The organism is Parvimonas sp. M20 (assembly GCF_035282425.1).
In the GTDB taxonomy this organism is placed as follows: domain Bacteria; phylum Bacillota; class Clostridia; order Tissierellales; family Peptoniphilaceae; genus Parvimonas.
On sequence record NZ_JAYKBQ010000003.1, the window covers coordinates 54286 to 72508 of the forward strand.

Genomic DNA, 18223 nt, shown 5'->3' on the forward strand with positions numbered 1-18223 from the left:
AGGAAAGGAGCAGATAGCATGTCACAAAAAAGGCGTGACCATAAAGGTCGGATTTTGAGGACTGGAGAGAGTCAGAGAAAAGACGGAAGATACTTATACAAATATGTAGATTCATTTGGAGAAACACAGTTTATCTATTCATGGAAGCTTGTGGCTACGGACAGAGTTCCAACAGGTAAACGGGATTGTATCTCATTACGTGAAAGAATTGCAGAAATACAAAAAGATGTTCAAGATGGGATTGATATTGTCGGCAAGAAGATGACACTTTGCCAGCTTTATGCTAAGCAAAATTTCCAACGTCCTAATGTAAAAGCAAATACAAAAAATGGGCGTAAATATCTGATGGAAATTTTGAAAAACGATAAGCTGGGAGCAAGAAGCATAGACAGCATTAAACCGTCTGACGCTAAAGAATGGGCTATCAGAATGAGCGAAAACGGCTTTGCTTATTCAACCATCAATAACTATAAGAGGTCACTGCGAGCTTCATTTTACATTGCGATACAAGATGATTATGTAAGAAAGAATCCCTTTGATTTTCAGCTTAATACCGTTATTGATGATGATACTGTTCCTAAAATGGTATTAACATCAGAACAGGAAACAAGACTGCTTGATTTTGCAAAGACCGATAAAATATATCAAAAGAATTATGATGAAATTCTGGTGCTATTAAAAACTGGACTTCGCATTTCAGAGCTATGCGGTCTGACTGTTTCAGATTTGGATTTTGAAAATCATCTTATCTCAGTTGACCACCAGTTATTAAGAAACACGGAACTTGGATATTACATCGAAACGCCCAAAACCAAAAGCAGTAAGCGACAAATACCAATGGTTGAAGCTACCTATCAGGCATTGAAAAGAGTATTGGCAAAACAAGGTGGCAGAAAGTGTGTTGAAATTGACAGATACAGCAATTTTCTTTTTCTCAACAGAAAAGGCTATCCTAAAACAGCATGTGATTTTAACGGCATATTGAGAAACCTCATTAAAAAATACAACAAATACCATGAGGAAAAATTGCCACATATCACACCGCACACACTTAGACATACATTCTGTACCAACTGTGCCAATGCCGGCATGAATCCCAAAGCCTTGCAATATATTATGGGACATGCAAATATAACTATGACACTAAACTATTATGCACATGCGACCTGCAATTCGGCTATGGAAGAAATGAAACGCTTGGAGAAAGAACAGCAAGCAAGGCATTTAGTCGCTTAGGAGAAATGAATTTACTACCCTTTTACCACTTTTGACCATCAATTCATAACAGATTATACAAAGAAACGTGAAGTATCTTCCTAAAGAAAAAACGCCCGAAAGCCTATACAACAAGGCTTTACGAGCATTTAAGAATATTCAAAATGATAATGGGAAATTTGTAATATGTTTAATTAAAAAATTAAATTTTTAATTTTGAAATTGGATTTTTTGAAATACCTTTTTTTATATCTTCATCATCTAAATGAGTATATATTTGTGTTGTCGCAACACTTGTATGACCTAAAATACTTTGTATTGTTCTTATATCTACATCCCCGTATTTATACATAAGTGTTGCTGCTGTATGCCTTAATTTATGAGGCGTATATATTTTGGGATCAAGTCCTGATAATTGTATATATCTTTTTAATCTTAATTGAATTGATCTATTTGAAATTCTTTTTTTATGTGAGCTCAAGAATAAGGCATTCGTATTTCTTGTAACTGGTCTAAGTTTTAAATAACTATTTATCGCATATAGACAATTTTCATTTAGAAATACAGTCCTTTCTTTATTTCCTTTACCAATGACACTTAATTTATCCTCTTTAATAGAATCGATATTTATTCCTGTAAGTTCAGAAATTCTAAGTCCGCAAGTTAAAAATATTAATATAATAGATAAATCTCTGGCTCTGTTAAACTCATTTTTTTCCTCTTTAATAGAATTTATTACCTTTTCTGACTCAGATAAAGTTAAATATACAGGATTTCTTTTTTCTAACTTTGGCAATTCAAATTTTTCTGAAGGATTTTTATCAATTAATTCAACGGTATTATACAAATATTTAAACCATGATTTTATTGCAGAAATTTTTCTAGCTTTTGTTTTAGTTGAATCGTTATAATTAGAATCACAAAAAGAAATATAAGCATGTAAATCTGTGATATCTATATCAGAAATATCTCTTTTATTAATTGATAATATCGATACAGAGTTTATGTCTGAATTTAAATTATATCCAAATAATTTTTTTCTCATAATAATAAATTTTAAAAATCGTTTTAAATCATAATAATATTCTTTAACCGTTAGATTAGAACGTCCTTTAATAGTTAGCAAATAATTTAAATAGTCATCTAATATAGTAGGGCAATCATCAAAATGTATCATATCATCTCTCCTTAGAAATACACATATACTATGATTAGATATATGTGCTAATAGACTAGTTTAAAAACATATCGTATAAAAGTATTTTTAAATAGTATTTTGTGGTATAATATATTATAACATATAAAAGAGTGATTTATTAATATATATTAAGAATTTATAGAATTAAATACCAAAGGAGATTAAAATGAGATTAAATTTTAGAAAACTTTTTGAATTAAAATCAATCAGATTTTTAGTTTTTATAATATTTTCTATAATTATTTTTGCATTATCACTATTATTTATAAAACATAACCTTCAAAAACGAGAAAAAGATAAAATTGAACAACAAAAACCTACAAAGAATAATGAAGAGGATACTAATAAAATGAATGAAAAAAAAGATAAAAAAACTAAAAATGGAGATAATACAAACTCTGATAGTTTAAAAGATAATAATTCAAATATAGAAAAAAATAAGATTGACCTAGATAAAAGAGAAATAGACAATTTTAAAGAAAATAACCCTAAGTAATAAATTATATAAAACATAATAGAATATAGTTTTGATTATTAAATTAAATATTTTTCTTACACTTATAATATAAAATTTTAAACTATTTTTTTCGCAAAACTATTATTTTGCGAAAATAATTATTAAGAATTAAAGCAAAGGTTAAAATTACACCTCTGCTCTATTTTTGTTTTAAACTTAAATAGTTTTACATATTTTATAAAAATTTTAAATTTACGCTAACTCATCTTTGTATAATTCTTGTAAATATAATATATCATTCATTATCGAATTATCTAAATCTTCGTACAATAACAATTTATCCATATCTTCTTTCGCGTTTTTGAATTTTTTTAGTTTTAATTCTAATATTATCTTATTAAATAGTAATTTTTCATCATCTATATATATAGACAGTCCTTTTTCGAAAATTTCAAGCGATTTTTCGATTTTTTGAGTTTTGTAATATAATAACCCTAATTCTATAAAAATATTCAAAAAATCGGCATTTAAATCCAATGATTTTTCATAATACTCAATAGATTTTTCGTTTTCGTTTAATTTATTATATATATATCCAATCCAATAAGAATCTTCTTTATCTAGATTAAAATTATCAATATTTTCTAATATTTTATAACAGTCTTCAAACTTAAATCTATCTACCAGTTGTAATAGCTCTTCAATTTTAACTTTTACACTAATATCTTGTATTTTTTTATTGATAATATTATCAATTTTCTTGTTTGAATTAGTTATAGCCTTTTTATAAAATATATTAGCTTTAATGTAAAATTTCTCGTTTACATATAAATCACCATAAAGCATATTTAGTAAAAAATCATCTTCATTTTTATTTTCTAGATTAGCCAAGAAAATTTTAATTTCATTAATAAATATATTATAATAACTGTTATCATAATTTAAAATCATTAAAAGATATTTAGTATATAATTTTAAAATAAAATCATCATTTTTTTCTAAATTAATTAATCCTCTAATAATTAATAAATTATATATTATGGTGTCATAATTATTATCATTAAAATCAATTTTCGATTTGACAAAATCTAACAAATTAATATTTTTTGAATTTATAAAATCATTTAAAAATTTAATATTATCAAAATTTGAATCTATTCCATTTAATAATAAAATCCCTTCAAAAAAATATGATAAATTAATATTTTCATTAAATTTATTATTTTTAATATTTTCTAAAAGAACATTTGAACTAATTGGAAAATCAATATTTTCATAAATTTTCTCATTAATTTCAATATTTTTCACTGTAAGAAAATATACTTTATTAGAAAATTTTCTAAAATAATTATATAAATTATCCATATTCACCTACATTTTTTTAGGAGTATCCATACCTAGAAGTCCTAATCCAATTTCAATAAGTAATCTTGTACAATATGTTAGTACAAGTCTAAATTCTTTAATATTCTCTTCTTGATTATTTATAGGACAAGAATTATAAAATTTATTAAATAATTTTGCAACTTCAGTTATATACCTTGCAAGTATTGAAGGTTCGTATTTTTTAGCGGAATCTAATAAAATATCTTCAAATTTATAAATTGACTTTATCAAAGACAATTCATCTATATTCATTTCATAATCTGAAACTTTAGAAATATCGATACTATTTAATTTTGAATAAAAATCATTCTTTTCCAATATACTATTAGCTCTTGCAGCAGAATATTGAACATATGGACCTGTTTCTCCTTCAAAGTTAAGAACATTGTTCCAATCAAAAGAATAATCTTTAATTCTGGTGTTAAATAATTCTTGAAATATAACAGCACCAATTCCTACTTGTTTAGCAATTTCTTCTTTGTTTTCAAGAGAACAGTTTCTTTCGTTTATAATTTCTAGGGTTTTTTCTACACTTTTTTCAAGTACATCATTTAAGAATATAACATTTCCTTCTCTTGTACTAAGTTTTGCAGAAGTTCCTAAAAAATCATCTTTTACACTTACCATGCCAAATGAAACATGAATACAATCTTTTGCCCATTCATATCCCATTTTTTCTAAAACAGCTTTTAATTGTTGAAAATGTAACTTTTGTTGAGTTGCAACTACATAAATATTTTTATAAAAATGATAGTCTTTTTTTCTAGTCAATGCAGTTGCAATATCTCTTGTTATATAAGTACTAGAGGAGTTGCTTTTTAAAATTAATGCTGGAGGCAAATCATATTTATCTAGATTAACAATTTTACATCCATCACTTTCAACTAATAAATTTTTATCTTCAAGTTCTTTAACAACATCATCAATAAATTGAGAATGATATGCTTCACCTCTGTATGAGTCAAATTCAACTTTTAATTTATCATAAACCTTTTGAAATTCCATTAAACTAATGTCTTTAAACCAATTCCAAAGTCTAATGGACTCTTCATCTCCATTTTCTAATTTATTAAAATAGTCTCTAGCAGTTTCTAACATTTTTTCATCAGTTTTGCATAGATTATTAAAATCGACATACAATTTTAATAATTGATTTATAGGGTCAGCATTTATCTCTTCATCATTCCCCCACAATTTGTATGCAGCAATTATTTTCCCAAACTGGGTTCCATAATCTCCAAGATGATTTACACCAACTGTATTATATCCTAGAAAATTATATATGTTTTTAATTACATTTCCAATTAATGTACTTCTTATATGTCCAATATGAAATGGTTTAGCTATATTTGTTGAAGAATAGTCAATAACAATAGTTTTATCTAAATTATCTTGTGAAGATCCATATTTTTCTTTTTTATCAAATATTTCTTTTATAACATTTTTAGAAAATTCTGAGTTTCTAACAAAGAAATTAATATAAGGTCCAACATTTTTTACATTTGAGAATATACTATCATCTATATTAATTCTATTTACCAATTCTTCAGAAATTATATTTGGTGCTTTTCTTAAAGTTTTAGATAATTTAAAACATGGAAATGAGAAGTCTCCCATTTCTGGATTAGGAGGAATTTCTATCAATTCTCTAATTTCTTCTTTATTTAAATTTATATCTAAATCAAAAATAGTATCTATAACTATATCCTTAAAGTTTATCATAATTTTCTCCTATTTTAGTTTTACAATAGTAGCTCCATCGCCACCTTCATTAAATTTAGCAAAGCTAAAAGACTTAACCAATTTATGTTTTCTCAAAAAATCTGAAATATTATTTCTTAAAACTCCAGTTCCCTTACCATGAACAATTGTTACTTCATTTAAATTAGCTATAAAAGAATCATCTAAAAATTTATCAATTTCATAAATTGCATCTTCTGTATTATATCCTCTTACATCTATCTTATTATTATACATTTTATCACTCTTAATAAAAGTAGCTTTAGAATGAGATATTTTTTCTTTAGAATTATCAATAACTTTTTCAATTCTAATAATATCACTAATATTTGCATTTACTTTTAAAATACCTATTTTAACTTGTAAATTTCCATTTTTATCTGGTAATGTCTGTACATATCCATTTTCATTTAAACTTAGAACTTTAACTTCTTCACCTAACATTAAAGGTTCATTTAATATATTAGATTCAGTTTCTTTTTTAATCATTTTAGAATGATTAATTTTATCCATTTTCTTTAATATTTCTTCAGAGATTTTTTTTAATTTAGTAGATTGTTCTTTTGATCTTGCTTTGTTTATATGATTAATTGTTTCTTTGCAAAATTTTTCAGTTTCATATATTGAATTTTCAATATATTCTTCTAATTTTTTTATCTTTTTTTCTTTTTGTTTATTAAATTTCTCAAGCTTTTCTTCATATTCTTCTTTAATTTTCTTATTAAAATTTAATAACTCTCTTTGCTCAATAATAAGCTCTTCATATTCTTTACGTCTACTATCAACACTACTAACTAACTTATCAAAAGATAACTCATTATTGGATATAAACTTTTTAGCATTAACAATAAAGCTTTCGTTAAGTCCTAATTTTTTAGAAATCTCAAACGCATTTGATTTTCCAGAAATGCCAATGATTAATTTGTAAGTGGGTTCTAGCTTTTCAACATCAAATTCCATTGCGGCATTTTGAACATTTTCAGTTGACATTGCATACATCTTTAATTGACTATAATGAGTTGTTGCAATAGTTCTAATATTCTTTTCTAAAAAATAATTTAGTATGGCAATTGACAGACCTGAACCTTCTTCCGGATCTGTCCCGGATCCTAGCTCATCAAATAAAATCAAGGAATTTTCTTTTGCTCTGTTTATTATTTCAATTATATTTTTCATATGAGATGAAAATGTGCTTAAGGATTGTTCTATACTTTGTTCATCACCAATATCTGCAAATAATTCATCAAATACAGCTACTTCTGAATTATCAGCACAAGGTAACATAAGTCCGTATTGAGTCATCAAAGTTAAAATACCAACAGTTTTTAATGTAACAGTCTTACCACCAGTGTTTGGTCCTGTAATTACTAAAGTATTAAAACTATTTCCAAGAGAAATATCAATTGGAACTACTCTATCTTTATCAATTAGAGGGTGTCTAGCCGATTTTAATGAAATTATGCCTTTATTATTTATTATAGGTTTAATAGCTTCCATATCGTATGCCAATTTTCCTCTTGAAAATATAAAATCTATATTGGCAATTACATTTAAGTTTGAAATTAATTCAGGTAAAATTTCTAAAACTCGTTTAGAAAATTCTATTAAAATTCTTTCAATTTCTTTTTCTTCATCAATTTCTAACTTTTTTAAATCATTATTTAAATCAACTACAAACATAGGTTCTATAAAAACTGTTTGACCTGATGCAGATTGATCGTGGACAATACCTTTAAAAGAATTTTTAAATTCACTTCTTACAGGGACTACATATCTGCCATCTCTCAATGTATAAATATTATCCATTAACTTGTCTGATGTTGAAATAAGTTGATTAAGTTTATCTCTAATTAAGTCATTTTTAGATTTTATCATTCGTCTTATTCTTTTTAAATCAGAACTTGCATCATCTGAAATTTCATTTTCAGATATTATAGAGATTTCTATATCTTTTTCTAATTGAGTAGCTATGTTCAAAGAATTTAAAAGCTCAAAAATATTTTTATATTCAGTTGATTCTTCTTCAGAAATTATATTTTTTAAAAATCTTGAAGTATTAAGAAGTTTCCAAACTTCTAAAAGTTTTCTAGGAGTAAAAAATTGTCCTATTTCTAAAAGTTTAAAGTCTTCTTCTAAGTCATCAATATTAGAAATTCCAGGTAATCCATATTTTATTATAAATCTATAGGCCTCGTCCGTTTCATTTAACAGTCTTTGTATCTTTATTATATCAAAAGAAACTTCTGTGTTTTTAATAATTTTTTTACCTATTATACTTTGAGAACGATCCAATAACTTATTTATAATTTTATAAAATTCTAAAGTTTTTAATACCTTATTGTTCATTATTATTTATTCTTCTCCATTTTTAATAATTTTTTTAATGTATTCATTTTTTACTTTTAAAATTTCATTTTGTAATTCTGTGATTGTTTCGTTTTTTACTCTTAATTCATTAAAGTTATCATAAGAAATTTTTTCTACATTTTCATATCTTTTCTCAAGTGTACTTATTGTACGAATTAAAACATTGTTCTTATTAGTTAATTCGTTTATAATCTGATTTAATTTTTCATTCTTACTTTCTAGTTTTTTCTGATTTTTAATAAGCTCTTCTTGCTTTTTAAAGGGATAATCACTATCTTCAGATAACAAAGTCAGCTCTTTTTTTACATCAAAATAGTCACTTGAAATATTTAATGCCACTAAAGTTGCAGCCATAGCTGAGTTTATTAAATAATTTTGAGAAGTAATTTTATTTATTTCTTCATTGACAAATTTTGCAACTTCCTCAACTTCTTCTTTAGTTTTTTCACTTACAATTGTGTAAACATTGCCAGCAATATTTACTTTAATTCTATTGGTATCCATAATATTCTCCTAATTAAAATCTTAAATATGCTCCTAATTCTTTTTTTAAATCAGTTAATATACTATCAATTATAGTATTAATATCCTCATCAACTAAAGTTTTGTCTTTAGATTGAAAAGTCAATTTATAAGCCATTGATTTTTTGTTTTTATCAATTTGATTTCCGGTATATATATCAAAAAGTTCAATATTTTTTAATATATTATTAGAATTATTTTTGAATATTCTTTCAATGCTTCCACTATCTACATCCTTATCAACTACTATTGCTAAATCTCTTTTAACAGCAGGATACTTGATTAATGGCTCATAGATTTTTGTTAAATTTGCTTTATCTCTAATTTTTTCGATATCTATTTCACAAACAAATATATTTTTCTTTATATAGAAATTCTTACAAACACCATATGAAACTTGTCCGATTTCTCCGATTTTTTCTTTGTTTATTAATATATCTGCACATATACCTGGATGAAAATATTCTATTGAACTATTTTTAACAAATTCTAAATTGTAAATGTTTAATGCATATAGTAAATTTACTATAATATCTTTAATATAATAAAAATCATATTTCCCATAACAGCCTATAACCACTTTTTTCTCTTCAATTGGTACTTTATCATTCGTAATAGTGTGAAATGTATTACCAAGTTCATAAACTAATAAATCTTCATTTTTATAATTCAAATTTTTGGATAAAACATCAATTACATTTGGTATTAAGGACTTTCTCATAATACTAAATTCTTCTCCCAGTGGATTTAAAATTTTAACTGTATTTTTAGTATTCATCTTTGCTTTTCCAATAATACTTCCACCAATAAATGAATAAGTTGTAATTTCAGATAACCCCAAATTTAATAAAATACTTTTAATCTTATCTTCAAAAATTCTTTTTTTACTTTTTCTACCAATTGTATTTGGAGCTAAAATAGGTTTAGGATTAAGATTAGAAAATCCATATAATCTACCAATCTCTTCTACAATATCTTCTTGAATAACTAAATCTGTTCTAAAATATGGAATAGTGCAAATAATAGTATTCCCCTTTACCTCCGTCTTTATTTCCAATAATTCTAAGTATTTTACAATATCAGATTTTTTTATATCAACTCCTAATAATCTTTTAGCTAGATTAGAGTCAAACTGAATTACTTTATTGACTGTTTTTTCTTTTTTTGCATCGAAAACAGAATCAATTTTACATTCAACATTTTTTTCAAGTAAACACAAAAATCTAGATAGAACTTTCATTGTATGATTAATAGTCAATCCTTTTTCATATCTTATTGATGCTTCAGATTTTAACCCCAATCTTTTTGATGTAGATTTAATAGCCTTTTTTGTAAAATAAGCAGACTCTATTAAAATATTTTTTGTATTTTCATCAATTTCAGAATTTTTTAAGCCCATAATACCAGCAATAGCAATAGGTTTTACATCATCACATATTAACATATCTTCACTTGAAAGAGTTCTTTCAACATCATCTAGAGTTACTACTTTTTCTCCTTCTATAGCGTTTCTAATAGCGATATTACCTTCTAATTTATCTAAATCAAAAGCATGTAGAGGTTGACCTAATTCCAACATCAAGAAATTTGTTAAATCTACAATATTGTTTACAGGTCTTATACCAGAATTTAATAGATAGTTTTGAACTTTTCTATCTGATTCCTCTATTTTTACATTTTTTACAATACTTGCAGAATATCTTCTACAATTTTCTGAGTGAATATTAATATTTAATTGACTTTTATTTTCAATTTTTTTAATATCAATAAAATTAATTGGCTTTAATTTTTTATTAAGACTTGCAGCTATTTCACGAGCCATACCAACGATAGATAGACAATCTGGTCTATTTGGGGTTATTTCAAATTCTACAATAATATCGTTTAAATCTAAAATATCTCTAATATCGGTACCTAAAACAATATTATCGTCAAAAATCCTAAGTACCCCATCCCTATAATCCTTTGGAATGATAGAATCTGGATAACCTAACTCTTTATAACTACAAAACATACCTTGAGAAATTTCTCCAGCCAATTTAGCCTCTTGAATTTTTGTATTATCAGCAAGAGTAGAGTTAACTTTTGCGACTGGAACAAAATCGCATTGTTTTAGATTTTGTGCAGCTGTAACAATTTGAACTATTTCATTTCCTAAATCAACTTTTGTAATCCATAATTTATTAGAATCCTCATGTCTATAAATATCAATAATTTTGCCTATTACTATATTATCAATGTTAGTTCCTAATTTTACAATAGATTCAACATGTGAACCTGTAAGTGTTACTTTGTCACATATGTCCATTATCTCATCATTAATGTCAACATATTCTTTTGCCCATTTAATTGGTAGTAACATATAATCCCCCTTAAAATTGTTCTAAAAATCTTTTATCATTATCATATAATAATCTTATATTATTTATTTTATGCTTTACCATAGTAATCCTATCAATTCCCATTCCAAATGCAAAACCTGAATATTTTTTTGAATCAATTCCACAAGCTTCTAAAACATTAGGGTGTACCATTCCACAACCTAATAATTCCATACTCCATCCTGTACCATTACAAACTGTACATCCTTTACCCTTACAATTAAAGCAAGAAACATCTACTTCTGCACTTGGCTCAGTAAATGGGAAATAATGAGGTCGATATCTTGTTTTCATATCTTCTCCAAAAAATTCTTTAATAAATGTATTAAGTGTGTCAATTAAGTTACTCATATTAATATTTTCGTCTACTACAAGTCCTTCAATTTGATGGAACATTGGTGAATGAGTATCATCAACTTCGTCAAATCTAAAAGTTCTACCAGCAGATATCATTTTTATAGGTGGTTTTGTTGTCATCATTGTTCTAATTTGAACTGGTGAAGTATGTGTTCTTAGCAATAAATCCTTATTGATATAGAAAGTATCTGACATATCTCTTGATGGATGATCCATAGGAGAATTTAGTTTATTAAAATTATTTTCTACTGTTTCAATTTCAGGGCCTTCAATTACAGAAAATCCCATTGAAATAAAGAAATTTTCTAAATCTTCCATAGTTTTATTTAAAGGATGCCTATGTCCTATATCAATGAATTTTTTGTTTATAGTAACATCAATAGTTTCTTCCTTTATTCTTTTTTCTAATTCAAGTTTATTATACATTTCAATTTTTTCATTTATTATATTTTCAATTTCTTGTTTAGTTAAATTTATAAGTTCTCCTATTCTTGGTCTTTCTACTTTTGAAACATTAGCCATATTTCTTAGAATACTTGTAAATTCACCTTTTTTACCTAAATACTTAATTCTAAGTTCTTCTAAAGAATTTTTATCTATACTATTCTTAATTTCATTTATTATTTTTTCTCTTAAATTACTAATTAATTCTTTCATACTTACTCCTATTTAACCTTGTAATTTTTTATAATAATAGCCTTCTCCCCATTTAGTTTGAATGTAGGTAACATCGCCTATATTTATCTTTTCTCTCAATCTCCTAATATGAACATCAATCTTTCTGTAATCACTAACATGTTCTTCTTTCCAAACGGTTTTTGCAATATCTTCTCTGCTAAAAATCTTTTCTGAGTTTATTGCCATTATATACAATATGTCAAATTCTTTTCCTGTTAAATCAACTTCTTCACCTTTGAGCTTTACAGTTCTACCCACTATATTAAATTCTAGGTCATCAGCAAAAATTAAATTATCAATATCTGTTCTTCTTTGACCAAATCTTCTCATAATAGCTCTAATTCTCGCTTTTAATTCAAGAATATTAAATGGATAAATTAAATAATCATCAGCTCCATATTCAAAAATTAAAATTTTCTGCATATCATCCTTTAAAGTGGTAGTAACAATAGTAGGAATATCACAAAATTCATTTAATTTTCTTTTAAGATCTAATCCTGTACCATCCTTAAAATTCATATCCATAATTATCATATCAAAATTTTTCTGGTCAGCTAAAATAATAGTATCTTCGATATTATTAGAAGTTGTTATTTCATAATTTTCATCTTCTGTCATCGAATACATTAAGTCATTTATTTGTGAATCCGTAGGTAAAGCCATTAATATTTTTAATTTCATAATCTTCTCCTATTTCACCAATATTCTTTCATTATCTTTTCTTAAAGTTATCTTTTCTTTATCTAAAAATTCAAGCAATTCCATAGTTGATTTTCTATTTGAATTTAATAAATCTCTTGCATCTGAAACGGAAATAGTTCCATTTTTTATAATAAATTCTCTAATCATATTTACAGCCAAGTCATAATTATCTTTAAGCATATAACCTGAATCTAATTTCACAACCTCTTTATTACCTATCAAATACAAAATAAGTTCTTTAAAATGTTCAATATTCATATTTAAACTAAAATCTTCAAAATTTACAATTGAAAATTTATTTGAATTAAATGTATGTTTTATATTTTGAACATTTTTAAAATCTTCATCATCTAGTAAAACATTAAAATCTAAAGTAGAAATATATTCATCTGAAACTTTGAATTTATCATAAATTAAGTAATTCATAAATTCATTTTTTGTTTTTCCATTTAATAAATCAAAAAATTTTGATTTTATTGTCTCTTTTGAAATCCCAATTCTTTTAGGATATTTTTCATGAAAATCTTTTATAAATTTAGTTATATTTTTAATTAATTTTTCAATAAATCTATCTGACAAAATTAGTCTATCAGAAGTATTTCCGAATGAAATAACTTTATTTTCATAAATTAGTTCATCAATGAGTTTTGAAATATTTTTATCTGAATCTGATAAAAAGTTATAATAATTTTTTTCAAAATAAAATTTATCACTAAATCTGTCGATATAATTATATATATATTCTTTAAAATTGCAATTATCAAGAGTTTTAATTTGCTCTATATCATAACTATTAAATCTTTTTTTCTTAGTAGCATTAGAATCAATTATATATCCCCCACCAACAGTATAAAGAGGTGAAAATAGTCTTAATATAAATTTATCATTTCTTTTACTAATAATAGGTTCTTCCAATCTTAATTGAACTATATATTCTTTATTAGATTCCAACTCTTCGTTTTCTAATAGGATTGCTCTACATAAAACCTCGCTTGACCCTAAGTACAAATGAAATCTTGTTCTATTAGTTATTTCAAAAGGTAGATTAATTGTCTTTAATTTAACATCTATAATACTACTTTCAGTAAAAGTGTTATTTGGAACTAGTACTGAACCCTTTGAGACATCTTCTTTTTTAATATTTGCAAGATTTACAGCAACACGCTGTCCAGAATAAGCAGTATTAACATTATTATCATGTACTTGTAAATTTCTTACCTTTGTTAATTTATTTGATGGATAAACCCAAATTTCATCATCAAGATTTAATATTCCTGAAATCAACGTTCCTGTAACAACAGTACCAAAGCCAGTTATTGAAAAGGACCTATCAACATATAATCTAGAATTTGTATTTAAATCTTTTTCCGGTAAAGTATCTACAATTCTAATTATTTCCTCTTTTAGTTTATCAATTCCTGTTTTTTCAGTTGAAGAAACTTCTATTATTTTAGCATCTTCTAAAAATGTTCTAGAAACTTCGTCAGCTATATCTAATTTAACAAGCTCTATCCAATCCTTATCAACTAAATCACATTTTGTTAAAGCAATAATTCCATTTTTTATACCAATTAAATTTAGAATATCCAAATGCTCCTTGGTTTGAGCCATCATTCCTTCATCAGCAGCTACAACTAAAATAATCATATCCATACCACAAACGCCGGATAACATATTTTTTATAAACTTCTCATGGCCAGGAACGTCAATAATTCCAACTCTAAGTTCATCAGTTAAGTCAAAATGAGTAAAGCCTAATTCAATAGATATACCTCTATTTTGTTCTTCTTTTAATCTGTCAGTATTTCTTCCAGTTAAAGCTCTTATTAAAGTTGTTTTACCATGATCTATATGTCCTGCAGTTCCAACGATAATATTTTTCTTATTATCCATATTATTCTCCTATTAATGAATTTAATGCATCTTTTATTATACAAAATTCATTTTCAAAAATAGTTCTCACATCAAAAATTAAGTTTCCTTTGTAAATTCTTGTGATTATAGGAATTTTATTATTTCGTAATTTTTCTTCTAATTCATTTTCAGTAAATGACTCTGAAATCAACTTTACAGCCTTAGATGGCAATTTTTGAGTTGGTAGTGAACCTGCACCAACTTCTGAATCAATATCTATAATTTCATAAGAAAATTCATTACTTTTTCCCAAACATTCTATAAGTTTTTGAGCTTTATTATATAGTTTTTCAACTTTTGCAGTTAACATATTTAGTGTTGGTATTTTTGCAATAGCTGATTCTTCGTCAATATAATATGAAAATACAGACTCTAGAGCTGATAATGTAAATTTATCAACTCTTAAAGCTCTAGTTAATTGATTCTTTTTCATCTTTTCTATATATTCTTTCTTTCCAACGATAATACCTGCCTGAACTCCACCCAGTAATTTATCTCCACTGAAACTCACAACATCAACTCCATTTTTAATACATTCTTGTACGGTTGGCTCGTAAGATAATCCATATTTAGATAAATCTATAAGCACTCCAGAACCTAAATCTTCAATAATAGGGATATTATATTTTTCTTTTAAACTATTTAATTCAAATGAAGACACAGATTCAGTAAATCCTAAAATTTTAAAATTACTTTGATGAACTTTAAATAACGCAGCTGTATTTTCATCAATTGCATTTTCATAATCACTAAGATGTGTTTTATTAGTTGTTCCTATTTCCTTGAGCACTGCCCCACTTTCTATGCAAACATCTGGAATTCTAAAAGAACCCCCAATTTCAACAAGTTCACTTCTACTTGTAATTACATTCTTACCTTTTGCCATCGTTGATAATATTAACATAACTGCTGCTGCATTATTATTTACAACCATGCAATCTTCAGCTCCAGTAATTTTCCTTATAATTTCACTTAAATGGGAATATCTTGATCCACGTTCACCTTTTTTCAAATCATACTCAAGATTGGAATATCCAATTGAAACTTTCTTAATATTTTCAAAAATTTCATCATTTAAAACAGATCTTCCTAAATTAGTATGAATTACAACTCCAGATGCATTAACAACATTTCTAAGGCTAAATATTTTTTTGTTCATTAAATTTTCCCTAATATTCTCAATTAAATTTTCAATCTTATTTGATATAATTTTTTCATCACAACCATTTGAAATTTTGCTTCGTATACTATCTAGTTCTTCATGAATTGACTCCATAACTAAATTTTTAGAATTTTCTTCTAAAAGAATTTTAATTAATTCATTATCTAAAATTTGGTCAACTTTTGGTATCATTTTGTATAAATTCATAATTTTCTCCATTATATAAATTATTTAATTATATCACAGTTAAATATTTTTCTGTTTTTTCAACAACTTTACCAACAACTGCAAATCTTGTTGGAATATCTTTTAAGTTATCTAAAATATCTTTAACTTCATTTTCAGGAACTGTAATTAGAAGTCCTCCTGAAGTTTCCGGATTAAACATTACATTTAAAAGTGCTTCATCAATATCATTTTCAACGTTATAATTATTTCCAACAAAGTTTTTGTTATCATAACATCCTTTAGGGATAAGTCCCATATTAGCATAATCAATCGCACCTTTTAATACAGGCAAGTTTGAACTATCAAGAATAAAAGTAGTATTAGATCCTTTGGCCATTTCATAACAATGACCCATTAATCCAAATCCGGTAATATCAGTACAAGAATTAATTGTATAATTTTCTACAGCTCTTTTCGCGTATTTATTAAGAGTTTCCATTGTGTTGACAGCATCTGCCATTTCTTCTTCAGTTGCAACCCCACCTTTTATAGCAGTGTTTATTATACCAAGTCCTAACGGCTTTGTTAAAATTAGAATATCACCAACTCTAGCCGAAGAATTTTTCCAAACTTTATTAGGATGGACAAAACCGGAAACACTTAATCCGTATTTAGGTTCGTCATCTTGTACTGTATGTCCACCAATAAGTAAACATTCTGCTTCTTTCATTTTTTCAAGACCGCCCTTTAAGATTTCTGTTAAAACCTTTGGTGGTAAACAATTTGGAAAACATACAATGTTCATAGCCATAGTTGGTTCTCCACCCATAGCATAAACATCTGAAAGAGAATTAGCAGCAGCAATTCTACCAAAAGTATAAGGGTCGTCAACTATTGGAGTAAAAAAATCTAATGTTTCTATTAATGCCATTTCATCATTTATTTTGTATACTGCAGCATCATCAGAAGTTTCTATTCCTACTAGTAAATCTTTATTATTTATAGAAGTTTTATTATCCAATCCAGATAACACCTCGTCCAGAATATCTGGACCAACCTTGGCAGCTCATCCTGAAGTTTTTGCATATGAAGTCAATTTTATATTTTTTATATCAATATCTTTCATTTATTTCTCCTAATCTACTGTTATATCATTTTTAATCTTTTCAAAAGTTTTCTTTCCTATACCTGAAACCTTTGTAATATCTTCAATTTTAGTAAACTTCTTTTTTTCTCGATACTCTATTATAAGTTTTGCTTTATTCTCCCCTATTCCAGTTAATTTACAAAGCTCTTCTTTACTTGCAGTATTAATATTAATTAATTTACTATTATTTCCGTCAGAGTTATCATCTTTTGATTCATTACTTAAATCACTATTAGTTTCTCCAATTTTTGAAATATGTATTTTCATTTCATCTCTTAGTTTTGTAGCCAAATTTATTCTGCCTTTATCAGCATTTTCAGTTAATCCTCCAGCTGCTTGAATTGCGTCATTAACTCTATCTCCTATTTTCATCTTATATACACCAGGATTCTTTACTTCTCCATCAATATGTACATATATTTCAGAGATTTGTTTGTTGTTTTCTGAAGAATCATCTTCCTTCTGTTGTTTATTCTCACTATTAATATTTTCTACAACTTTTTTCTGGCTATTAAATGTTAGATATTTATAACCAAATCCAAGAAAAGTTAATCCTAAAAACATACATCCAATTAAAATTATATCTTTTTTATTTTTTAACATAACACACCTCAATTATTGCAATTACGAAATAAAAATACATTATAATTATAACATATTATTACAAAAAAATCTAATTTTAATTACTAAAGATATAATATATTAAAAATTTTTAATATATTATATAATTATTATGATAACTATTCTTTATAAAATCATGTTATATAAGATTTATCTTACATATAATTACTAAAAATGAGATGCAAATTGCACCTCATTTCAACAAAAT

At 25.7% G+C, this 18223-nt stretch carries 14 protein-coding genes; 2 read left to right on the forward strand and 12 right to left on the reverse strand.

Going from position 1 to position 18223, the window contains the following annotated elements; translation table 11 throughout:
• The first annotated feature begins 18 nt into the window (after nt 1–18).
• Complete coding sequence (locus VJI93_RS02365; protein ID WP_323998972.1) at nt 19–1236, forward strand: site-specific integrase; 1218 nt, start codon at nt 19–21, stop codon at nt 1234–1236.
• A gap of 181 nt (nt 1237–1417) precedes the next feature.
• Here the strand turns inward: VJI93_RS02365 and VJI93_RS02370 are convergent, their stop codons facing one another.
• The gene (locus VJI93_RS02370; protein ID WP_323998974.1) at nt 1418–2392 is read right to left on the reverse strand and encodes a tyrosine recombinase XerC; all 975 of its coding nucleotides are present in this window, start codon (nt 2390–2392) and stop codon (nt 1418–1420) included.
• 187 nt (nt 2393–2579) lie between these two features.
• On the opposite strand from VJI93_RS02370, the gene VJI93_RS02375 reads away from it, so the two are divergent.
• A complete protein-coding gene (locus VJI93_RS02375) occupies nt 2580–2909 on the forward strand; it encodes a hypothetical protein (RefSeq protein WP_323998977.1) in 330 nt (109 codons plus the stop codon).
• 213 nt (nt 2910–3122) lie between these two features.
• Here the strand turns inward: VJI93_RS02375 and VJI93_RS02380 are convergent, their stop codons facing one another.
• From VJI93_RS02380 to VJI93_RS02430, 11 genes are read right to left on the reverse strand one after another with little or no spacing between them, the layout of a single operon-like run.
• Nucleotides 3123–4235: a tetratricopeptide repeat protein gene (locus VJI93_RS02380; protein WP_323998978.1), complete on the reverse strand. Its 1113-nt coding sequence runs from the start codon at nt 4233–4235 to the stop codon at nt 3123–3125.
• A gap of 6 nt (nt 4236–4241) precedes the next feature.
• Entirely contained in the window at nt 4242–5978 is a 1737-nt protein-coding gene (argS, locus tag VJI93_RS02385) for an arginine--tRNA ligase (RefSeq protein WP_323998979.1), read from the reverse strand.
• Nucleotides 5979–5987: 9 nt separating this feature from the next.
• A complete protein-coding gene (locus tag VJI93_RS02390; RefSeq protein ID WP_323998981.1) occupies nt 5988–8342 on the reverse strand; it encodes an endonuclease MutS2 in 2355 nt (784 codons plus the stop codon).
• Nucleotides 8343–8348: 6 nt separating this feature from the next.
• Nucleotides 8349–8867 carry a cell division protein ZapA gene (locus VJI93_RS02395; protein ID WP_323998983.1) on the reverse strand — a complete coding sequence of 173 codons (519 nt, stop codon included), beginning with the start codon at nt 8865–8867 and terminating at the stop codon, nt 8349–8351.
• A 13-nt stretch (nt 8868–8880) separates the two neighbouring features.
• On the reverse strand, nt 8881–11247 hold the full coding sequence (gene pheT, locus VJI93_RS02400; RefSeq protein ID WP_323998984.1) for a phenylalanine--tRNA ligase subunit beta: 2367 nt from the start codon (nt 11245–11247) through the stop codon (nt 8881–8883).
• Nucleotides 11248–11257: 10 nt separating this feature from the next.
• The gene (gene pheS, locus VJI93_RS02405) at nt 11258–12280 is read right to left on the reverse strand and encodes a phenylalanine--tRNA ligase subunit alpha (protein ID WP_324009203.1); all 1023 of its coding nucleotides are present in this window, start codon (nt 12278–12280) and stop codon (nt 11258–11260) included.
• 12 nt (nt 12281–12292) lie between these two features.
• Complete coding sequence (locus VJI93_RS02410; RefSeq protein ID WP_323998987.1) at nt 12293–12982, reverse strand: response regulator transcription factor; 690 nt, start codon at nt 12980–12982, stop codon at nt 12293–12295.
• A gap of 9 nt (nt 12983–12991) precedes the next feature.
• Nucleotides 12992–14896, reverse strand: coding sequence for a selenocysteine-specific translation elongation factor (gene selB, locus VJI93_RS02415; RefSeq protein ID WP_323998988.1), 1905 nt, complete (start codon nt 14894–14896; stop codon nt 12992–12994).
• 1 nt (nt 14897) lies between these two features.
• A complete protein-coding gene (gene selA, locus VJI93_RS02420) occupies nt 14898–16286 on the reverse strand; it encodes an L-seryl-tRNA(Sec) selenium transferase (protein ID WP_323998989.1) in 1389 nt (462 codons plus the stop codon).
• A 28-nt stretch (nt 16287–16314) separates the two neighbouring features.
• Nucleotides 16315–17373 (reverse strand): selenide, water dikinase SelD, encoded by a 1059-nt coding sequence (gene selD, locus VJI93_RS02425; protein WP_323998991.1) that lies wholly within the window; start codon nt 17371–17373, stop codon nt 16315–16317.
• A gap of 9 nt (nt 17374–17382) precedes the next feature.
• A complete protein-coding gene (locus VJI93_RS02430) occupies nt 17383–17997 on the reverse strand; it encodes a helix-hairpin-helix domain-containing protein (RefSeq protein WP_323998993.1) in 615 nt (204 codons plus the stop codon).
• Nucleotides 17998–18223 lie beyond the last annotated feature (226 nt).

Excerpts from the sequence above, each read along its gene's own strand:
- VJI93_RS02365 (WP_323998972.1), top strand. The coding sequence starts at position 19 with ATGTCACAAAAAAGGCGTGACCATAAAGGTCGGATTTTGAGGACTGGA.
- VJI93_RS02370 (WP_323998974.1), bottom strand. The coding sequence starts at position 2,392 with ATGATACATTTTGATGATTGCCCTACTATATTAGATGACTATTTAAAT.
- VJI93_RS02375 (WP_323998977.1), top strand. The coding sequence starts at position 2,580 with ATGAGATTAAATTTTAGAAAACTTTTTGAATTAAAATCAATCAGATTT.
- VJI93_RS02380 (WP_323998978.1), bottom strand. The coding sequence starts at position 4,235 with ATGGATAATTTATATAATTATTTTAGAAAATTTTCTAATAAAGTATAT.
- argS (WP_323998979.1), bottom strand. The coding sequence starts at position 5,978 with ATGATAAACTTTAAGGATATAGTTATAGATACTATTTTTGATTTAGAT.
- VJI93_RS02390 (WP_323998981.1), bottom strand. The coding sequence starts at position 8,342 with ATGAACAATAAGGTATTAAAAACTTTAGAATTTTATAAAATTATAAAT.
- VJI93_RS02395 (WP_323998983.1), bottom strand. The coding sequence starts at position 8,867 with ATGGATACCAATAGAATTAAAGTAAATATTGCTGGCAATGTTTACACA.
- pheT (WP_323998984.1), bottom strand. The coding sequence starts at position 11,247 with ATGTTACTACCAATTAAATGGGCAAAAGAATATGTTGACATTAATGAT.
- pheS (WP_324009203.1), bottom strand. The coding sequence starts at position 12,280 with ATGAAAGAATTAATTAGTAATTTAAGAGAAAAAATAATAAATGAAATT.
- VJI93_RS02410 (WP_323998987.1), bottom strand. The coding sequence starts at position 12,982 with ATGAAATTAAAAATATTAATGGCTTTACCTACGGATTCACAAATAAAT.
- selB (WP_323998988.1), bottom strand. The coding sequence starts at position 14,896 with ATGGATAATAAGAAAAATATTATCGTTGGAACTGCAGGACATATAGAT.
- selA (WP_323998989.1), bottom strand. The coding sequence starts at position 16,286 with ATGAATTTATACAAAATGATACCAAAAGTTGACCAAATTTTAGATAAT.
- VJI93_RS02430 (WP_323998993.1), bottom strand. The coding sequence starts at position 17,997 with ATGTTAAAAAATAAAAAAGATATAATTTTAATTGGATGTATGTTTTTA.